Genomic DNA, 18,697 nt, shown 5'->3' on the forward strand with positions numbered 1-18,697 from the left:
GCGCATCAGTTTCGGTCGCACCCTGCTGCGCCGCCGCAATTGAGTTTGACTGCCCCGGCGTTTATGCTTTGCGATTCGTTTTTGTTTCGAGGCCGGAGCCATGGGTGCCAAGACCCTCTACGCTAAACTTTGGGACGAGCATGTCGTCCGTCTCGACGAGAACGGCACGGCCCTGCTCTATATCGACCGCCAGCTCGTTCATGAGGTGACCTCGCCGCAGGCCTTCGAGGGGCTGCGTCTGGCCGGTCGGCGTCCGTGGCGGGTTGCGGCGAATCTGGCCGTGCCGGATCACAATGTCCCGACGCGCGATCTCGCGGCCGGCATCACGGATCCGGTCTCCAAGATCCAGGTCGAGACGCTCGACAGCAACTGTGCCGAGTTCGGGATCACCGAGTTTCGGATGTCCGATCCGCGCCAGGGCGTCGTGCACGTGATCGGCCCGGAGCAGGGCTTTACCCTGCCGGGCACGACCGTCGTCTGCGGCGACTCCCACACTTCGACCCACGGCGCCTTCGGTGCGCTCGCGTTCGGAATCGGCACCTCCGAGGTCGAGCATGTCCTCGCGACCCAGTGCCTGATCCAACGCAAGTCCAAGACGCTCCTGATCAGCATCGACGGGCAGGTCGGACCGGGGGTCACCGCCAAGGACATGGTGCTCGCCATCATCGGCGAGATCGGCACGGCCGGCGGAACGGGCTCGGTGATCGAGTTCGCCGGCGACGCCATCCGTGCACTCTCGATGGAAGGGCGCATGACGGTCTGCAACATGGCCATCGAGGCCGGCGCGCGGGCGGGACTGATCGGTGTCGACGAGAAGACGATCGCCTACCTGCGCGGCCGTCCCTATGCCCCGAGCGGTGAGCTCTTCGAGCAGGGAGCCGCCCGTTGGCGCACCCTGGTCAGCGATCCGGACGCGCACTTCGATCGCGTGGTCCGGATGGATGCCGCGGCCATCCAGCCGCAGGTCACCTGGGGGACCTCGCCCGAGATGGTGGTCCCGATCGGCGGCGCCGTCCCGGATCCGCGCGACGAGCAGGATCCGGTGCGGGCCGAGGGCATCCGCCGTGCACTCGATTACATGGGTCTCGAGCCCGGCACGGCGATTCGGGACATCCGCCCGGACAAGATCTTTATCGGCTCCTGCACCAATTCGCGGATCGAGGACTTGCGTGCGGCTGCCGAGGTCGTGAAAGGCCGAAAGGTCGCCGAGAGCATCCAATTGGCGCTGGTCGTGCCCGGCTCCGGTCTGGTGAAGGCGCAGGCCGAGGCCGAGGGCCTGGACCGCATCTTCACCGAGGCCGGTTTCGAGTGGCGCGAGCCGGGCTGCTCCATGTGTCTGGCGATGAACGCCGATCGGCTCGAGCCAGGCGAGCGCTGTGCCTCCACATCCAACCGCAACTTCGAGGGCCGGCAGGGTCAAGGGGGTCGGACCCATCTGGTGAGCCCCGCGATGGCCGCCGCCGCGGCGGTGACCGGTCACTTCGTCGACGTGAGGGAGCTCTGATGGAACCCTTCCAGAATTTCACCGGCATCGTCGCACCGCTCGATCGCTCGAACGTCGACACCGACGCCATCATCCCGAAGCAGTTTCTGAAGAGCATTGCGCGCACCGGCTTCGGGCCTTATCTCTTCGACGAGCTGCGCTATCTGGATCGCGGCGAGCCCGGGATGGACTGCACGAATCGCCCGCTGAACCCGACCTTCGTTCTGAACGACCCGAGATACGCGGGTGCGCAGATCCTGCTGGCCCGCGAGAACTTCGGCTGCGGCTCCTCGCGCGAGCATGCGCCCTGGGCGATCGCCGACTTCGGTATCCGTGTCATCATTGCCCCGAGCTTTGCCGACATCTTCCACAATAACTGCTTTAAGAACGGCCTTCTGCCGATCGTTTTGGTATCCAAGATCGTCGACGACCTCTTTGCCCGGGCGAGCGGGCCCCAAGCACTGCGGATCAGCGTCGATCTTCCCGAGCAGGTGCTCGTGCTGGATGACGGCACCCGCATCGCGTTCGAGCTCGACGCAGGCAACAAAGAACGGCTGCTCAAGGGCCTCGACGACATCGGCGTGACCCTGGAGCAGGCCGATGCCATCCGCGCCTACGAGGAGCGACGTCGGCGCGAGGCGCCCTGGCTCTTTTCCGCGCCGCGACCTGGAATCGACGTTTGAGCTCGATCTCGGTGAGACGCGGTTTGAAGTTTCATATTGTTTAAACCGCGTCCAGAGCGACATGCGTCGTTTTCATTGTTCACTTAGCTTCGGAGATCTCCTTGATCCCAGTGAGTCGCGGTTTAGAATTTAAGATTTTCAATACTTTAAACCGCGCCGGCTCCGACAGTCGTCGGAGCCGGCGCGGCCAAGCCATCCACCACATGACGCATACCGCACCGGGCGCGGTTTAAGCGCGGCACACCACAAGACTTGATTGAGCGAGAAACCATTGAGCAAGAAGATTCTGGTGCTGGCGGGTGACGGGATCGGCACGGAGATCGTGGCCGAGGCCGTCAAGATCCTGAACGTCCTGCAAGCGGAAGGGGCCATCGATGTCTCTCTGCAGGATGGACTGGTCGGCGGTGCGGCCTACGATGCCGCGGGCGATCCGCTGCCCGAAGAGACGCTGGAGGCCGCGCGTGCATCCGATGCCGTGCTGCTCGGCGCGGTGGGTGGACCCAAATGGGAGCCGCTGCACATCTCCAAGCGTCCCGAGAAGGGTCTGCTCGGTCTGCGTGCGGGTCTCGGGCTCTTCGCCAACCTACGCCCGGCGATCCTCTATCCGCAGTTGGCCGATGCCTCCACGCTCAAGCCCGAGGTGGTTTCCGGGCTCGACATCATGATCGTGCGCGAACTCACCGGCGACATCTACTTCGGCCAGCCGCGCGGGGTCGAGACCTTGCCGTCGGGCGAGCGTCGCGGTTTCAATACCATGGTCTACACCGAGTCCGAGGTCGAGCGCATCTGTCGCGTCGCCTTCGACATCGCCATGAAGCGCGGCAAGAAGGTCTGCTCGGTGGATAAGGCAAACGTGCTCGAATGCACCGAGATGTGGCGCGAGGTCGCGATCCGGACCGCACGCGACTATCCCGAAATCGCGCTCTCTCATATGTATGTCGATAATGCCGCCATGCAGCTGGTGCGCGCGCCCAAGCAGTTCGACGTCATGGTCACCGGCAACATCTTCGGCGACATCCTCTCGGACTGCGCGGCCATGCTGACCGGTTCCATCGGCATGCTGCCCTCGGCCTCCCTGAACGAGAAAGGTCAGGGTATGTACGAGCCGATCCACGGCTCCGCGCCGGACATCGCCGGGAAGGGTGTGGCCAATCCGCTTGCCACCATCCTCTCGGTCGCCATGATGCTGCGCTATTCGCTCGACGCCGTGCCCGCCGCCGAGCGCATCGAGACCGCCGTCTCCAAGGTGCTTGATCAGGGCCTGCGCACCGCGGACATCATGTCGAGCGGCATGCGCCAGGTCGGCACCGCCGAGATGGGCGACGCGGTGGCGGCGGCGCTTTAGGAGCCTCCGGCCTCCAGCCTCCAGCCATCAGCCATCAGCTTCGGTTTGATAGGAGGCAGGAGGCAGGAGGCAGGAGGCAGGAGGCAGGAAGCCGAACGATAGACACACCAATCCACGATTGCGGAGTACCTGAATGATGCGTGTCGGATTCATCGGCTGGCGTGGCATGGTCGGCTCGGTCTTGATGGACCGCATGCGGGCGGAGGGGGATTTCGACCTGATCCCCGAGGCGGTCTTCTTCACCACCTCGCAGGTCGGTCAGCCGGGTCCGGACGTCGGACAGGGCGCACGCCCGCTGCAGGATGCCGAGTCCATCGATGCACTGCGCGAGATGGATCTCATCCTGACCTGTCAGGGCGGGGACTATACCAAGGCGATCTACCCCAAACTGCGCGCCACCGGCTGGGACGGCTATTGGATCGACGCGGCCTCCGCGCTGCGCATGGATCCGAACGCGACCATCATCCTGGATCCGGTCAATCAGCCGGTGATCGATGCCGCACTGGATCAGGGCAAGCGCGATTTCATCGGCGGCAACTGCACCGTGAGCCTCATGCTGATGGCGATCGGCGGGTTGTTCCGCGAGGGTCTGGTCGAATGGGTCAGCGCCATGACCTATCAGGCCGCCTCCGGTGCGGGTGCCAAGAACATGCGCGAGCTGCTGTCCCAGATGGGCGCGCTGCACGGCGCCGTCTCCGCGCTCCTGGATGATCCTGCCTCCGCTATCCTGGAGATCGATCGGCGCGTCACCGAGACGATGCGCGGCACAGCGTTTCCGAGCGAGAACTTCGGGGCCCCTCTGGCCGGCAGTCTGATCCCCTGGATCGACACCGCCTTGCCGAACGGCCAGAGCCGCGAGGAATGGAAAGGCATGGCCGAGACCAACAAGATCCTCGGCCGCGAGGGCGATCCGTTGCCGATCGACGGACTCTGCGTGCGCGTCGGTGCCATGCGCTGCCACAGTCAGGGCCTCACCATCAAGCTGACGCGCGACATCTCGGTCGCCGAGGTCGAGTCTATTGTCGCGAGCGCCAACGACTGGGTGCGCCTCATCCCCAACGATCGGCAGGAGACGGTGCGTGGTCTGTCGCCCGCGGCGGTCACCGGGACCCTGACCGTCCCGATCGGGCGGATCCGCAAGATGAACCTGGGCGAGCGCTATCTTACGGCCTTCACGGTCGGCGATCAGTTGCTCTGGGGCGCAGCCGAGCCCCTGCGACGCATGCTGCGCATCCTGCTCGCGCGCTGATCCGCTCGCGTTCGAGGTCCGAAGCACAAGCCGTGCTTGGTGTGCACGGATGCGTTCGGATATAGTCCAGTCGCTTCAGGGGGAATTCGGGCTGGACGAGCCATTGGCCGCCGGCTCTTTCGATTCCGGCGGTCCGATGCCGCCAGCGCACGAGGGAGGCGGATGTCTCGTCAGGCCATTCAAGCGTCGATCATTGTCTTGGCCCTGATGGGCGCCGACGCTTTTGCCCTCGGCCTCGGAGGATTAAGGACCGAGTCCGCCCTCAACCAACCCTTCATCGGCGAGATCGATCTCTTCGACGTCAAGTCCGACGAGCTCGACACCATCAGAGCGTCGCTCGCCACCGCGGATGCCTTCGCGAAATCCGGCATCGAGCGCTATCACTTTCTGACGCAGCTCGCCTTTCAACCTCAGATGTCCGGGCGCGGGGATGCGGTGATCCGTATCACGAGTCGCGAGCCGATCCGCGAGCCCTTCATGGACTTTCTCGTCGAGGTCGTCTGGCCGACCGGTCAACTGGTCAAGGAATTCACGGTTCTCCTGGATCCTCCCTCGATGTCCGAGCGTCCCGCACCTGCGGTTCGCCCGCCGGCCATTGCGGATCGTCGACCGGCGACGCCCCCTGCGCCACCTCGATCGGCTGCGCGCGCCGACCCTGCACCGCCGCGCAGCGATGCTGTCGATCGGCCCCCGTCGCAGCCGGTCCCGCGGATCCCGAGCGGGGCGGATGGGTTCCCCGCCTATTTTGGTCCCGTGCGTTCCGGGACGGGTCTGTTGCGGCTGACGCGCGGGGCTCAACCCGCAGGCGCGACGACGGCCCAGACCGCTCTGGCGCTTTATCGCAATAATCAGGACGCCTTCATCAACGGCGACATCGAACGTCTGATCGCCGGCAAGACACTCGTCATCCCCACGCGCGCAGAATTGTTTGCCCTCGACGAGGCGGCGGCGGCGACCGAGCTTCAGGCGGCGCTGCAGGGTGGTACGGTGCGTCGTTCGCCCATCACCGAGGTTGCGCGGATCGAGGACGCCGCAGCGGCGCAGAGCGCCCGTCTGCGCATCGCGGGCGCGGCTGCCGGTGCGGCGCCCGGAACCGTCCCCGGCACCGTCGAGCCGGCGCCGGTACAAGCAGCCGATGACGCCGACCGGGACTCCGAGAGCACGCCGTCGCCGGGGACCGATCTGGAGCAGGAGCTGCTGTTGGTGATCGAGGCGAGCGAATCGGCCCGTCAGGAGACCGAGGAGCTTCGCGAACGGGTCCGCGAGCTGGAGACGCAGCTCGCCGACATCCAAACCCTGCTGCAACTGCGAAACGCCGAGATGGCGCGCCTTCAGGGAGGTACGTCTGGCGAATCGGTCGCGATCGAGGTCGCTTCGGAGTCTTCCGCGGAAGCTCCCGGTCGGGTTGTGGAGGAGACCGAGATTGCCGCAACCGATGGCGCTCAGTCCATCTCCGAGGAGATCGAAACGGCCCCGGACGAGGAGGCAACGGTCGTCGATGCGGGCGTCGACCCGCGCGTTGCCGAGGTCGAAACCGAAACATCCCCGGTGGTCCCGGCGTCGGCGAAGAGCGAGGAGACCGCGGGGCCGGTAGAGACCGACCCCGTGTCCACCTCCGCCTGGCACGACTATCTGCTCCCGCTGGCTGGTTTCGCCGGGATGACCGCTTTCGGCGTCCTCGCATTCTCGTTGCTGTCGGCACGTCGTCGTCGCCGCGAGCAGGAGGAGAACGAAGAGGAATGGAGTATCGACTCTGCCGTCCTCGACTTTCCCGAGCACGAGCCGCAGCCTGAGTCGGCTGCTCCCGAGCCGGATGCTTCCAAGCGTGGGCGGGCCGATGTCGCTGCCCGGTTGCAGGCCGATGCCGGACTCGCGCCGCTGCGCGAGCCGGAGCCTCCTACACCCGAGCCGACGGCCCAAGCGCCGCAGATCGACTCCGGGTTGTTGACGCCGTCTTCCCAGCTGACTACTTTCGGGCACTTCGAGACAGAGGCCGACGAGGCCGATGCGCTCTCCGAGGCCGATATCTACATCGCCTACGGTCGTTACAAGGAGGCCGAGGAGCTGCTCAAGCACGAGCTGAAGCGCTCGCCGGAACGCCTCGACGTGCGCTTCAAACTCGCGGAGGTCTATGCCGGATCCGAGAATCCGGATGCGTTGCGCACGCTCATGCAGCATCTGAAGGCCACCGGTGCGGACACCGCCGAGCCGGCGCGCTGGCAACGCCTGAGCGCGATTGCCGCGGTGGTCGAGCAAGGCGGCACCTGGGATCCGGGAGCCGCCATGGCGATAAGCGAGGCGACCGGCGCCCCCGCAACCGAGACGGGCGACCAACGACGTCATTCGGACGCTGCTGCCGATTCGTGGTTCGGCGAGGCGCGCGAGGACGACAACGACTTCTTCAGGCTTGATCTCGACGAGATCGACTCCAAGCCTCCTCTCGGACCGACTCCCGGCTCGACTTCCCGGCCGGCGGCAGAAGTGCCGTCCCTCCCGACGCAGGACGAGGATCTTCCGCTCTTGTTCCGGGATTCCGCCTTGGACAGCCCTGCGGATCTCTCCGAGCTTTCGGGTCTGTTGGATCTGCCCGAACCGGCGGACCCCGACGCGCGTGATCGGCAGGCGGACCTCTCCGTCGAAGACGACTTGATCCTGACGCTGGACGATCTTCGCGACTCGCGTGATTTGGATCTCGACGCCTTCTTCGAGGCAGGGTTGCCGCCGTCTACCTCCTTTCCTGCTGCGTCGTCGCCGGCTGCCTCGGCGATGTCCGAACCCGAGGCGTCGCTCCCACGGTTGGAGCTTCCGGGGGACGAGGCAGGCCTCTCGCACGCGATACCGGATGAGTCTCGAAGTGCGCCACGACAGAACGTGCTCGAGCCCCCCGACGATCTGCTCTCCGATCAATGGGCAATGGATTCCGGGATTTGGGACGAGAACTCGACCAAGCTCGACCTCGCACGCGCCTACATCGATATGGACGACTTCGCCTCTGCGCGGGAGATCCTCCAGGAAGTCAGTGCGGACGGTCGCGAGGAGCAGCGCCGCGAGGCACAAGACATGCTGAGGACACTCGCCTGAATGCCGAGGTGACCGCGCTGCCGATATGGGCGCCGAGAGCCGCGCCGACATCCGGGCCGAGCCCGGAGTCCACGCCTGAGCCCGATGGATCCGTGCCGGCTACCGCGGCGAGCCAGCAACGGATCGCCATGGGCATCGAGTACGACGGCTCGGCGTTTCGCGGTTGGCAGATCCAGGTTGGAGTTCGCAGCGTCCAGGCGACGCTCGAAGAGGCGATCGGTCGCGTCGCCGATCACCCGATCCGCGTCCAGTGCGCCGGCCGCACCGATGCCGGCGTGCATGCCGACGAGCAGGTGGTGCATTTCGACACCGCCGCGTGTCGCACCGAGCGCGCCTGGGTGCTCGGGACCAACGTCAATCTTCCGCCCGATGTCGCCGTGCGCTGGGCCTGTCCGGTCGATCCACGGTTTCATGCCCGTTTCGAGGCGAAGGCTCGCCATTACCGCTACCTGATCATGGTGCGCGCGACGCGCTCGCCCCTGCAGCGCGACCGCGCCGTTTGGAGCCACCGCCCGTTGGACATCCAGCGTATGCGCGAGGCCGGACAGGCGCTTGTCGGCGTGCACGACTTCTCCAGCTTCCGCGCGGTCGCCTGTCAGGCGAAGAGTCCGATCCGGCATCTGCACTACCTGCAGCTGAGCGAGACGGATGGCCTTATTCAGCTGCGGGTTGGTGCCAACGGGTTTTTGCACCATATGGTTCGCAATATCGCCGGCGTGCTGATGACGATTGGCCGCGGCGAGGCGTCGGTCGAGTGGACGCGCGAGCTACTGGAGCTGCGCGACCGCCGCCTCGGCGGTGTGACCGCCCCACCCCAAGGGCTCTATTTCGTCCGCGCCGACTACCCGGAAGCGTTTCAATTGCCGTCCGGTCCGGCGCCGGCACCATCGACGGATCAGCACAATGTCCCACGCTCTTGCTTGTAATCAGCCGAACCGCGTCGACTCGACGCTCGCATCTTGCCCCGACGCGCGATGCTTCGACCCCCGTTGGTCAGTCGCTCAAGGACGCGGTTCAGCAGGCATTCGCCAATCATGAGAACCCGCGTTAAGATTTGCGGCCTGACGCGTCGGGCCGACGTGGAGGCGGCCGTGGCTGCGGGGGTCGACGCGATCGGCTTCGTCTTCCATCCGTCGAGTCCACGGGCGGTGTCGCCGCAGGATGCCCGAGACCTCTGCGCCGGGTTGCCGCCATTCGTGACGGCAGTCGGGCTCTTCGTCGATGCCTCTCCCGAGCAGATCCGCGCGACCCTGGACCGGGTTCCGCTCGAGCTGCTGCAATTCCACGGCGAGGAGTCTCCGGAACTCTGCGCCTCCTTCGGCCGGCGCTGGATCAAGGCGGTGCGGATGCGCCCCGACATCGATCTCGCGGCCCAGTTGAGGCGCTACGAGCACGCCGCCGGGGTTTTGCTCGACACCTTCGACCCGGCGCGTTCCGGCGGGACGGGGCAGCGCTTCGATTGGGATCGCGTTCCCGCGGCCATCGCGCCGTCGATCGTCCTCGCGGGCGGCCTCGATGCGGAGAATGTCGGTGAGGCGATCCGCCGGGTCCGCCCGTTCGGCGTCGACGTCAGCGGCGGTGTGGAGGCGTCGAAAGGCGTCAAGGACCATGACAAGATTCGTGATTTCATGAAGAGGGTGAACGATGTCGACATCTCCGGATAATTTCGACTGGGACTTTGCCGGTGCCGCGAGTGCGCGGCGCTCGCATCCCGGTGCCTATGACTGGCCGGACGCCGGCGGTCATTTCGGACCCTACGGCGGGATGTTTGTCCCCGAGACCCTGATGCATCCGCTCGAAGAGCTACGCACGGCTTACGAGCGCTACATGGCCGATCCGCAGTTTCAGGCCGAGCTCGATGCCGATCTGCAGGACTATGTCGGCCGGCCCTCGCCCCTCTATCACGCCGAGCGTTGGAGCCGCGAGCTCGGCGGTGCGCAGATCTTCCTCAAGCGCGAGGATCTAAATCACACCGGTGCGCACAAGGTCAACAACACCATCGGTCAGGCCTTGCTTGCGCGCCGCATGGGCAAGACCCGCATCATCGCCGAGACCGGCGCCGGTCAGCACGGGGTGGCGAGCGCGACCGTGGCGGCGCGGCTCGGACTGGAGTGTGTCGTCTACATGGGCGAGGTCGATATCGCCCGCCAAGAGGCGAACGTCTATCGCATGCGCCTGCTCGGGGCGCGCGTGGTCTCGGTCACCTCCGGCTCGCGTACGCTCAAGGATGCGCTGAACGAGGCGATGCGCGACTGGGTGACGAACATCGACAACACCTTCTACATCATCGGCACCGTGGCCGGTCCGCATCCCTATCCGGCGATGGTTCGGGATTTCCAGGCGGTGATCGGTCGCGAGGCCCGCGCGCAGATGCTCGCGCGCAGCGGGCGTCTGCCCGATGCCTTGGTCGCTTGCGTGGGCGGCGGCTCCAACGCCATCGGGCTCTTCTATCCCTTCATCGGGGACGAAGGTGTGGCCATCTACGGCGTGGAGGCCGCGGGCGACGGTCTGCAGACCGGCCGCCATGCCGCGCCGCTCTGTGCAGGGCGTCCCGGCGTGCTGCACGGCAACCGGACCTATTTGATGGAAGACAACCACGGCCAGATCGTCGAGACCCATTCCATCTCGGCCGGGCTCGACTATCCCGGCGTCGGCCCGGAACACGCCTGGCTCAAGGACAGCGGACGTGCCCGCTACGACTCGGTCACCGACGACGAGGCCCTGCGCGCCTTTCATCACCTGACACGCACCGAGGGCATCATCCCCGCGCTCGAGTCCAGTCACGCCCTGGCCTACGTGCACAAGCTTGCCCCGACCATGCGCAAGGATCAGACGATCATCGTCAATCTCTCGGGCCGCGGGGACAAGGACATGCATACGGTCGCCAGTCACGACGGGTTGGTCTTATGAGTCGAATCGCCGCACGTTTCGAGCAGCTTCGCGAGCGCGGTCGCACCGCGCTCATTCCCTTCGTCACCGCCGGTGATCCGTCGCCCGCCGTGACCGTTCCGTTGATGCATGCGATGGTCGCCGCGGGCGTGGATCTCATCGAGCTGGGTGTGCCCTTCTCCGATCCGATCGCCGACGGCCCGGTCATCCAGCGGGCGACCGAGCGGGCCTTGGCCCAAGGCGTCTCGCTCGACGACGTGCTCGACATGGTCCGGCAGTTCCGCGAGCGCGACACCGAGACGCCGGTCATCCTCATGGGTTATCTCAATCCGATCGAGGTGATGGGTTACGAAACCTTCGCGGTCACGGCGCACGCGGCAGGACTGGACGGCGCCCTGATTGTCGACGTGCCGCCCGAGGAGGGGCACGCGCTGGTCGCGATGCTCAAGGCGCAGGGACTGGATCTGGTCTATCTCCTGGCACCCACCTCGACCGAGGCGCGCATCGCGCGGATCGGCGAGGTCGCCTCCGGATTTGTCTATTACGTCTCGGTCAAAGGCGTGACCGGGGCCGGGAACCTGGATACCGCCGCGGTGGCCGAGAAGGTGGGTCTCATCAAGTCGCTGATCCGACTCCCGGTCGGGGTCGGGTTCGGCATCAACAACCCCGAAACCGCAGCTTCGGTCGCACAAGTGGCCGATGCGGTCATCGTCGGCAGCGCCATCGTGAGCCGAATCGAGGCGCTCGCCGCGACCCCGGAGCGCATCCCGGAGGCCGTTGCGGATTTCCTCACCGGTCTACGCCAGGCCATCGACGAGGTGGATGCCCATGTCGCCTAAGCCGCCCAGCCGGGTTCGCCACGCGCTGACGCGTTTGGATAAACCATCGGAACCCGGCGCGAGCCCACCCGGGAAATCCGCGCCCGGCCAATCCACGCAGGACCAATCCGCACTGCGCGGAATTGCAGACGAGCTTAAGGGCGATCGCGCGGCCACCATCAAGCAGGCGATGGACAAGAGTATGAGCTGGTTCGAGAAGCTGATCCCGAGCCGGATCCGCACCGATGCCAGCACCAAGCGAGCGGTGCCCGAGGGCGTCTGGGCGAAATGCCCGGGCTGTCAGGCCATCCTCTACCGCGCGGAGCTCGAGCGGAACCTCGAGGTCTGCCCCAAGTGCAGTCACCACAGCCGCTTGAGCGGGCGCCGCCGGCTCGAGACCTTTCTCGATCCGGAGGGTCGCGAAGAGATCGGGGCCGAGCTGGAGTCTCTGGACCCGCTCAAGTTCAAGGATCTGAAGAAATACAAAGACCGTCTTGTCCAGGCCCAGAAGCAGTCCTCCGAAAAGGAGGCCATGATCGTGATGTGTGGTCGGCTGAAGGGTCAGCCGATCGTGGCCTCGGCCTTCGAGTTCGGCTTCATGGGCGGTTCCATGGGCTCGGTGGTCGGCGAGCGGTTCGTGCGGGGTGTCGAGGCGGCGCTCGAGCAAAACTCGCCCTACGTCTGTTTTTCGGCAAGCGGCGGCGCACGCATGCAGGAGAGCCTCTTCTCCCTGATGCAGATGGCCAAGACCAGCGCGGCCTTGGGACGCATGCGCGAGCATTCGCTTCCCTTCGTCTCCGTCATGACGGATCCGACCATGGGCGGCGTCTCGGCGAGTCTCGCGATGCTCGGTGATGTCAACATCGCCGAGCCCAACGCATTGATCGGTTTCGCCGGTCCGCGCGTGATCGAGCAGACGGTGCATGAGAAGCTGCCCGAGGGTTTCCAGCGCAGCGAGTTCCTGATCGAAAAGGGCGCGCTCGACATGATCATGGATCGGCGCGACCTGCGCGAGCGCATCGCCGATCTGCTGGCGATCTTGACGCATCGGCCGCGGTATGTACGCACTGTCGTACCGGTCTGAATCGCGTCTCGTGCAGTTTGGACGGATTGTATTTGGGGGCCGGGCCGTGTGTGCCCGCGAGTCTTGGCGCGGACGCGATTCAGGCTGTCGAATGCGTGTGAGCTGGTGTGTGTGTCGGGCCTTACAGGCTGCAGGAAGCCGGTCGGCGTGGCTGTGTGATCCGCCATCGGGACTGCCGACATGAGTCGTTTCGACACCCTCGATGCCTGGTTGAGCTGGCAGATGCAGCTGCATCCGAAGGCCATCGCGCTCGGGCTCGAACGGGTGGCTTGCGTTTGGGCGCGGTTGGGGCCGGCGTCCTTGCCGTTTCCGCTCATCACGGTGGGCGGGACCAACGGCAAGGGCTCCTGTGTCGCGATGACGGAGGCGATCTGTCGAGCCGCCGGATATCGCACCGGGGTTTACAGCTCGCCGCATCTGCTGCGTTACAACGAGCGTGTACGGATCGACGGGGAGGATGTCTCCGATGCGCTCCTCTGCGAGTCGTTCGAGCGGATCGACCGGGCGCGCGGGGAGACGGCGCTGACCTATTTCGAGTTCGGCACCCTCGCGGCGCTCGACATCTTCGTGCGCAGCGCCCCCGATGTCGTCATCCTCGAGGTCGGGCTGGGCGGACGTCTCGATGCGGTGAATCTGTGGGACGCGGATGTCTCCGTCGTCACCTCGATCGGGCTGGATCATATGGCCTGGTTGGGCGACTCCTTGGATCAAATCGCCTACGAGAAGGCCGGGATCTTTCGTCCGGGACGTCCGGGCGTCATCGGGCAACGCGATGCCCCGGCACGGCTGCGGGCCGAGGCACAGCTGCGCGGGAGTCTGCCCCTGCAGCTCGGTCGGGAGCTCGACTGGAGCCTCGGCGATGGCGGAGGCTGGATCTGGAGTGCGCCCTCGGGCGAGCGTCTGGCCTTGCCCGAGCCGGCGATGCGCGGCCCGTTCCAGTACGACAACGCCTCGGCGGCGATCGCAGCACTGCGCGCCTTGCATGAGCGCTTGCCGATCTCGGTCAACGCCATCCGGGCCGGGTTGCAACGGGCACGCTTGCCGGGCCGGTTCCAGGTCTTCCCCGGAACCTTGACCTGGATCCTGGACGTTGCGCACAACGGCGAGGCGGCACAGGCACTGGCCGCGAATCTACGTGCCTTCGCCTGTCGGGGTCGGCTGCGCGCCGTCCTTGCAGTCCTTGAGGACAAGTCGCCCGAGTCGATCGTCGGACCGCTCCTGCCGTTTGTCGGCGATTGGTTTCTCGCGCAGAGCACGGATCCGCGCGCGATGCCCGTGGAGGTACTGAGCAAGCGTCTGGACGCGGTCTTGCCTGCACCTGCGGCGGTGTTGCTGTCGGATCTGGATGCCGCGCTCGATGCTGCCGAGGCCGCATCCGAGCCGGGGGACGCCCTCTTGGTCGTCGGCTCATTCACGACCGTCGGGGCGGCGCTGCGCCGGCTCGATCCGGGTCGCGGCGATCGGGGCTGAGCCTCGGGTCGGGGTGTCCGATTCGGCCATCGAGGGTCTCCCGAGCCCTTGCGCGGCTCCGGCCGTGACCTGGAGTTGTGATATTATCCAATTGAAAACAATAGCGATATTTTGGGGCCGCCGGTATGGTTCCGGCTTGTGCATGCTATACTCCCGGTCTTTCGAGGCCGGTCGACAAACATGATCTCAGGGCGTCGGCGATTCGCACGATGCTCGATATTCAGGTGGCGATTTATGCAAGAAGGCGCAAAGAAGCGGTTGGTGGGGGCGATCGTGATCGTCGCGCTGTCGGTTATCTTCGTCCCGATGCTGTTCGAGCAAGAGTCGGTGACGGATCTGCCCGCGCTGCCGGCGGTGATTCCCGAGCAGCCGGTTGTCGACGAGCGCTTTCGCTCGGAGTCCTTTCTGACACCGGCCGACTCGGGCGTCGTCGGGCTTCCCGAAGAGTCCTGGATCGATCCGGCGACCTTGGCGCTCCCCGCTGCCGAGGAGATCGAGCCCGTGTACGAGGGCGGGTTCGACGAGCCGGCGGGAGACTCGGTGGCGGCCCCGCCGGTCGCGGCGCCAAGTACGGCGCCGGTCGCGACCACTCGGGTGCCCGAGGCACCACCGCCGATGGCGCGCGACGACGGGATGCCGTCCTATGTCACTCAAGTCGCGAGTCTGGGGACGTCGGCAAGCGCGCAGGAATTGGCGGCAAAGCTTCAAAGCGAGGGCTATTCCGCCTTCGTCGAGTCGGCCGTGGTCGGAGGACGTACCTATTTTCGCGTCCGTGTCGGACCCGAAGCGGACCGATCGAGCGCTGAAAAGACGGCCGCCAAGCTCCGCCAGAAATACAAGGACCCCTTTGTTCAGCGTTATCCCTGAGTCGGTTCCGGCTCGCGCTGCGTTTCCCTCTAGTCCGGTGCGTCGGAGCTGACGATGAATTGGGTCGATTACGCTATCCTCGGGGTTGTCCTGCTGTCCGCGTTGGTCGGGCTCGGGCGCGGTCTGATCCGCGAGGTCGTGTCCCTGGGGGTCTGGATCGCAGCGATCCTGATCGCTTGGCTGTTCCACCGCGAGGTCGCCGAGCTGCTGGTGCCCTACCTGTCGCAGCCCTCGGTGCGTCTGGCCGCGGCCTTTATCGGCTTGATCCTGGCGACGCTCCTCATCGGCGCACTCTTGGGCGCACTGCTGTCGGCCCTGATCGAAAAGACCGGTCTCGGTGTCGTCGATCGGGTGCTCGGGTTGGTCTTCGGAGCGGGCCGCGGCGTGGTCATCGTGGCGATGGCGGCCTTTCTGGGGGCCCTCACGCCCATGCCGGAGGATTCCTGGTGGCAGGAATCACGGCTCATCGGGCAGTTCCAAGCGGTGGCCGGCTGGCTCATCGGTCTGGTGCCGGAAGAGGTCCAGGCCAGGGTCAAGAGTCTTTGAGGGATTGCGTCGCTTGAGTTTTTACGGCCGCCAGCCTCTGGTGTCCCGCGATTGGTTTGTTTCGATGATGCGCATCGGGAGATGCGACCGGCGCGGGTTGCGCGGCTGAAACCTGGATCGGGCGATCGGGCGTTCGATGTTGTCCCGGGTGAACCTCACGGGGTATAGTCCGCTGTTCACAATCAGCAGCATCCGTCTCGGTCTCCGGGCTGGACGCGGGCGAGGAAGTCATGTGCGGCATCGTCGGCATCGTCGGTAAAAGTCCGGTCAACCAAGCGCTCTACGACTCGCTGCTGGTGCTGCAACACCGGGGACAGGATGCCGCGGGCATCGTGACCTGTCAGGGCGACAAGCTCCATCTGCGCAAGGACAACGGTCTTGCGCGCGATGTCTTCCGTACGCGACACATGATCCAACTGGGCGGCAATATGGGTGTCGGGCATGTCCGCTATCCGACCGCCGGCGCAGCCAGCTCGGCCGAGGCGCAACCCTTCTACGTCAACTCGCCTTACGGGATCGTGCTTGCCCACAACGGCAATCTCACGAATGCCGAGGACCTCAAGCGCGACCTCTTCGTCGAAGATCTTCGCCACCTCAACACCGCGTCGGATTCCGAGATCCTGCTGAACGTCTTCGCCCATGAGCTCCAGCTCCAGGGCAAGCTGCGGATCGACGAGCACGACGTCTTTCGCGCAGTGTCGGGGGTGCATCGACGCTGTCGAGGCGGTTATGCCGCGGTCGCGATGATCCCTGGCTTCGGCGTCTTCGGCTTCCGCGATCCGCACGGGATCAGGCCCTTGGTCTACGGACGTCGCGAGACCGATCTCGGCACCGAGTACATGATCGCCTCCGAGAGCGTGGCGCTCGACACCATCGGCTTCACCCTGATCGCGGATGTCGCGCCGGGCGAGGCAGTTTGCATCACCGTCGACGGTCAGATCAACACGCACCAGTGTGCCGCCCAGCCCATCCTGTCGCCCTGCATCTTCGAGTTCGTCTACTTCGCCCGCCCGGACTCCATCATCGACAACATCTCGGTGCATAAGGCGCGCTCGCGCATGGGCAAAAAGCTCGCCGCCAAGATCAAGCGCGAGTGGTCCACTCACGACATCGATGTCGTGATCCCCATCCCCGACACCAGCCGCACCGCCGCGCTACAACTGGCCAATCAGCTCGGCGTGCCTTATTCGGAAGGATTCATCAAGAACCGCTACATCGGGCGCACCTTCATCATGCCCGGGCAGCAGGTCCGCAAGAAATCGGTGCGGCAGAAGCTCAATGCCATCGAGCTGGAGTTTCGCAAAAAGAACGTCCTGTTGGTCGACGACTCCATCGTGCGCGGAACGACCTCGCAGCAGATCATTCAGATGGCGCGCGATGCCGGGGCGCATCGTGTCTATTTTGCCTCCGCGGCCCCGCCGGTACGCTTCCCCAACGTCTACGGGATCGACATGCCCGCGGCCACCGAGCTCATCGCCCACGGTCGGACCGAGGAGGAAGTCGCGCGCGAGCTGGGTGCGGATCGACTCATTTTTCAAGAGCTCGATGACCTGATCGACGCCGTCCAGAAGAAGGGCAAAAGCCATGTGGACCGCTTCGACACCTCGGTCTTCGACGGCATCTACGTGACCGGGGACGTCACACCCGAATATCTTCAAACGCTCGAAGCGAATCGCAACGACGTTGCCAAGACTGCCTACGGCTCTTTCAGCGAGAACGTCATTGACCTCTACAACTCCGCCTGACCGGCGATCGAGCGCAGACGAGTCGGCTGAAGCGCAGCCTTCGGCCGAACCCGGTTTCGCAACCCGCGCCGTGCGGATCGGCCACCACCGCACCGCGGAAGACGAGCACGGCGAGCCAATCTTCACGACATCGAGCTTCGTCTTCGACAGCGCCGCCCAGGCCGCCGCGCGTTTTTCCGGCGATCAAGCGGGAAACATCTATTCGCGTTTCACAAACCCGACGGTCTCGGCCTTCGAGGAGCGTCTGGCCAGCCTCGAAGGCGGCGAGCGCTGTGTCGCGACCGCCTCCGGGATGTCCGCCATTCTGGCCGTCTGCATGGGCCTGCTGGAGGCCGGGGAGCACATCGTCGCCTCGCGCAGCCTGTTCGGCAGCACCACGCTCCTCTTCAACAAATACCTCTCCCGGTTCGGCATCGCGACCAGCTATGTGACGCTCGCTGACTTGGACGCGTGGGACGCGGCGATTCGCCCCGAGACCCGGCTTCTGTTCTGCGAAACCCCGTCCAATCCATTGACCGAGATGGTCGACATCCGGGGTCTGGCCGAGGTTGCGCATCGCCGGGGCTGTCTTCTGGCGGTCGACAACTGTTTTTGCACCCCGGCCCTGCAACGCCCGCTTGAGCTCGGTGCGGATCTGGTGATCCATTCCGCCACCAAGTACCTCGACGGCCAGGGACGTTGTGTCGGCGGCGCGGTCGTCGGCGATCGCAAGCTGGTGGGCGAGGGGGTCTTCGGCGTGTTGAGAACAGCCGGTCCGACCATGAGCCCCTTCAACGCTTGGGTGTTTCTCAAAGGGCTCGAAACGCTGAAGCTGCGGATGCTTGCCCATGCGCAGTCCGCGGCGACACTCGCACAATGGCTGCTCGCGCAGCCGGGGATCGAGCGCGTCTATTATCCTGGCTTGCCCGATCACCCCCAGCATCATCTTATCGGCTCCCAGCAGCGCACCGGTGGCGGCATCGTCGCCTTCGACGTGCGCGGCGGTCGCGCCGGTGCCTGGCACCTGATTGACTCGACGCGTCTTCTGTCCATCACGGCCAATCTCGGCGATGTGAAGACCACCATCACCCATCCGGCGACCACCACCCACGGTCGGCTTACGCCGGAAGAGCGCGCCGCCGTCGGCATCGGCGAAGGGCTGGTGCGGGTCGCCGTCGGCTTGGAAGAGATCGAGGATATTCAGGGCGATTTGGCGCTGGGTCTGGAGACAGGACGTTCTCGGAGCTAATGTTCTGGGCCTCTGTTACGTTTCCTGTGGGTCGGGGCTTGACTCCGCCCCTGCCGGTTCGCACCCTTTAGAGCACAATTCGTCAATCCTGTTGCTGGGCCTGTGGGCATGTGGGCGCGAGGCCCGAGAGTGTGGGCAACCGGTGGGCCGCGCCGGCTGCGAGTCATCAGTCGGCAGGTCCTCGCTCGGCGCGGTCCAGGGGTTGTCCA

General features: G+C 65.5%; 15 protein-coding genes. All 15 read left to right on the forward strand.

Annotated elements, in window-relative coordinates:
- Positions 1 to 100: 100 nt before the first annotated feature.
- The 15 genes from leuC to B4N44_RS16995 all read left to right on the forward strand — a co-directional run bounded on the left by leuC (position 101) and on the right by B4N44_RS16995 (position 18,488).
- A complete protein-coding gene (leuC, locus tag B4N44_RS16925) occupies positions 101 to 1,504 on the forward strand; it encodes a 3-isopropylmalate dehydratase large subunit (protein ID WP_296703297.1) in 1,404 nt (467 codons plus the stop codon).
- Positions 1,504 to 2,166, forward strand: a complete 663-nt coding sequence (gene leuD / locus B4N44_RS16930; protein ID WP_296703299.1) for a 3-isopropylmalate dehydratase small subunit — start codon at positions 1,504 to 1,506, stop codon at positions 2,164 to 2,166. The genes leuC and leuD overlap by 1 nt, the downstream gene beginning before the upstream one ends.
- A gap of 271 nt (positions 2,167 to 2,437) precedes the next feature.
- Positions 2,438 to 3,511 (forward strand): 3-isopropylmalate dehydrogenase, encoded by a 1,074-nt coding sequence (gene leuB, locus B4N44_RS16935; protein WP_296703303.1) that lies wholly within the window; start codon positions 2,438 to 2,440, stop codon positions 3,509 to 3,511.
- A 133-nt stretch (positions 3,512 to 3,644) separates the two neighbouring features.
- The gene (asd, locus tag B4N44_RS16940) at positions 3,645 to 4,760 is read left to right on the forward strand and encodes an aspartate-semialdehyde dehydrogenase (protein ID WP_296703306.1); all 1,116 of its coding nucleotides are present in this window, start codon (positions 3,645 to 3,647) and stop codon (positions 4,758 to 4,760) included.
- Positions 4,761 to 4,922: 162 nt separating this feature from the next.
- Positions 4,923 to 7,841 (forward strand): FimV/HubP family polar landmark protein, encoded by a 2,919-nt coding sequence (locus B4N44_RS16945; RefSeq protein ID WP_296703309.1) that lies wholly within the window; start codon positions 4,923 to 4,925, stop codon positions 7,839 to 7,841.
- 128 nt (positions 7,842 to 7,969) lie between these two features.
- Positions 7,970 to 8,767, forward strand: coding sequence for a tRNA pseudouridine(38-40) synthase TruA (truA, locus tag B4N44_RS16950; protein ID WP_296703363.1), 798 nt, complete (start codon positions 7,970 to 7,972; stop codon positions 8,765 to 8,767).
- A 108-nt stretch (positions 8,768 to 8,875) separates the two neighbouring features.
- Positions 8,876 to 9,505 (forward strand): phosphoribosylanthranilate isomerase, encoded by a 630-nt coding sequence (locus tag B4N44_RS16955; protein ID WP_296703312.1) that lies wholly within the window; start codon positions 8,876 to 8,878, stop codon positions 9,503 to 9,505.
- Positions 9,486 to 10,751 carry a tryptophan synthase subunit beta gene (gene trpB / locus B4N44_RS16960; protein ID WP_296703316.1) on the forward strand — a complete coding sequence of 422 codons (1,266 nt, stop codon included), beginning with the start codon at positions 9,486 to 9,488 and terminating at the stop codon, positions 10,749 to 10,751. Before B4N44_RS16955 ends, trpB begins: the two co-directional genes overlap by 20 nt.
- Positions 10,748 to 11,569, forward strand: a complete 822-nt coding sequence (gene trpA, locus B4N44_RS16965; protein WP_296703320.1) for a tryptophan synthase subunit alpha — start codon at positions 10,748 to 10,750, stop codon at positions 11,567 to 11,569. Before trpB ends, trpA begins: the two co-directional genes overlap by 4 nt.
- A 181-nt stretch (positions 11,570 to 11,750) precedes the next feature.
- Entirely contained in the window at positions 11,751 to 12,632 is an 882-nt protein-coding gene (accD, locus tag B4N44_RS16970) for an acetyl-CoA carboxylase, carboxyltransferase subunit beta (RefSeq protein ID WP_296703367.1), read from the forward strand.
- A gap of 180 nt (positions 12,633 to 12,812) precedes the next feature.
- Complete coding sequence (folC, locus tag B4N44_RS16975) at positions 12,813 to 14,102, forward strand: bifunctional tetrahydrofolate synthase/dihydrofolate synthase (protein ID WP_296703323.1); 1,290 nt, start codon at positions 12,813 to 12,815, stop codon at positions 14,100 to 14,102.
- Between the two features lie 234 nt (positions 14,103 to 14,336).
- Positions 14,337 to 14,969 (forward strand): SPOR domain-containing protein, encoded by a 633-nt coding sequence (locus tag B4N44_RS16980; RefSeq protein WP_296703326.1) that lies wholly within the window; start codon positions 14,337 to 14,339, stop codon positions 14,967 to 14,969.
- 54 nt (positions 14,970 to 15,023) lie between these two features.
- On the forward strand, positions 15,024 to 15,515 hold the full coding sequence (locus B4N44_RS16985) for a CvpA family protein (RefSeq protein ID WP_296703329.1): 492 nt from the start codon (positions 15,024 to 15,026) through the stop codon (positions 15,513 to 15,515).
- 230 nt (positions 15,516 to 15,745) lie between these two features.
- Positions 15,746 to 17,260 (forward strand): amidophosphoribosyltransferase, encoded by a 1,515-nt coding sequence (purF, locus tag B4N44_RS16990; protein WP_296703331.1) that lies wholly within the window; start codon positions 15,746 to 15,748, stop codon positions 17,258 to 17,260.
- A complete protein-coding gene (locus tag B4N44_RS16995) occupies positions 17,238 to 18,488 on the forward strand; it encodes an O-succinylhomoserine sulfhydrylase (protein WP_296703334.1) in 1,251 nt (416 codons plus the stop codon). The genes purF and B4N44_RS16995 overlap by 23 nt, the downstream gene beginning before the upstream one ends.
- Positions 18,489 to 18,697: the final 209 nt, after the last annotated feature.

It is taken from the genome of Thiocapsa sp. UBA6158, from assembly GCF_002423035.1.
Taxonomy (GTDB): Bacteria; Pseudomonadota; Gammaproteobacteria; order Chromatiales; family Chromatiaceae; genus Thiocapsa.

Excerpts from the sequence above, each read along its gene's own strand:
- leuC (WP_296703297.1), top strand. The coding sequence starts at position 101 with ATGGGTGCCAAGACCCTCTACGCTAAACTTTGGGACGAGCATGTCGTC.
- leuD (WP_296703299.1), top strand. The coding sequence starts at position 1,504 with ATGGAACCCTTCCAGAATTTCACCGGCATCGTCGCACCGCTCGATCGC.
- asd (WP_296703306.1), top strand. The coding sequence starts at position 3,645 with ATGATGCGTGTCGGATTCATCGGCTGGCGTGGCATGGTCGGCTCGGTC.
- B4N44_RS16945 (WP_296703309.1), top strand. The coding sequence starts at position 4,923 with ATGTCTCGTCAGGCCATTCAAGCGTCGATCATTGTCTTGGCCCTGATG.
- truA (WP_296703363.1), top strand. The coding sequence starts at position 7,970 with ATGGGCATCGAGTACGACGGCTCGGCGTTTCGCGGTTGGCAGATCCAG.
- B4N44_RS16955 (WP_296703312.1), top strand. The coding sequence starts at position 8,876 with ATGAGAACCCGCGTTAAGATTTGCGGCCTGACGCGTCGGGCCGACGTG.
- trpB (WP_296703316.1), top strand. The coding sequence starts at position 9,486 with ATGTCGACATCTCCGGATAATTTCGACTGGGACTTTGCCGGTGCCGCG.
- trpA (WP_296703320.1), top strand. The coding sequence starts at position 10,748 with ATGAGTCGAATCGCCGCACGTTTCGAGCAGCTTCGCGAGCGCGGTCGC.
- accD (WP_296703367.1), top strand. The coding sequence starts at position 11,751 with ATGAGCTGGTTCGAGAAGCTGATCCCGAGCCGGATCCGCACCGATGCC.
- folC (WP_296703323.1), top strand. The coding sequence starts at position 12,813 with ATGAGTCGTTTCGACACCCTCGATGCCTGGTTGAGCTGGCAGATGCAG.
- B4N44_RS16980 (WP_296703326.1), top strand. The coding sequence starts at position 14,337 with ATGCAAGAAGGCGCAAAGAAGCGGTTGGTGGGGGCGATCGTGATCGTC.
- B4N44_RS16985 (WP_296703329.1), top strand. The coding sequence starts at position 15,024 with ATGAATTGGGTCGATTACGCTATCCTCGGGGTTGTCCTGCTGTCCGCG.
- purF (WP_296703331.1), top strand. The coding sequence starts at position 15,746 with ATGTGCGGCATCGTCGGCATCGTCGGTAAAAGTCCGGTCAACCAAGCG.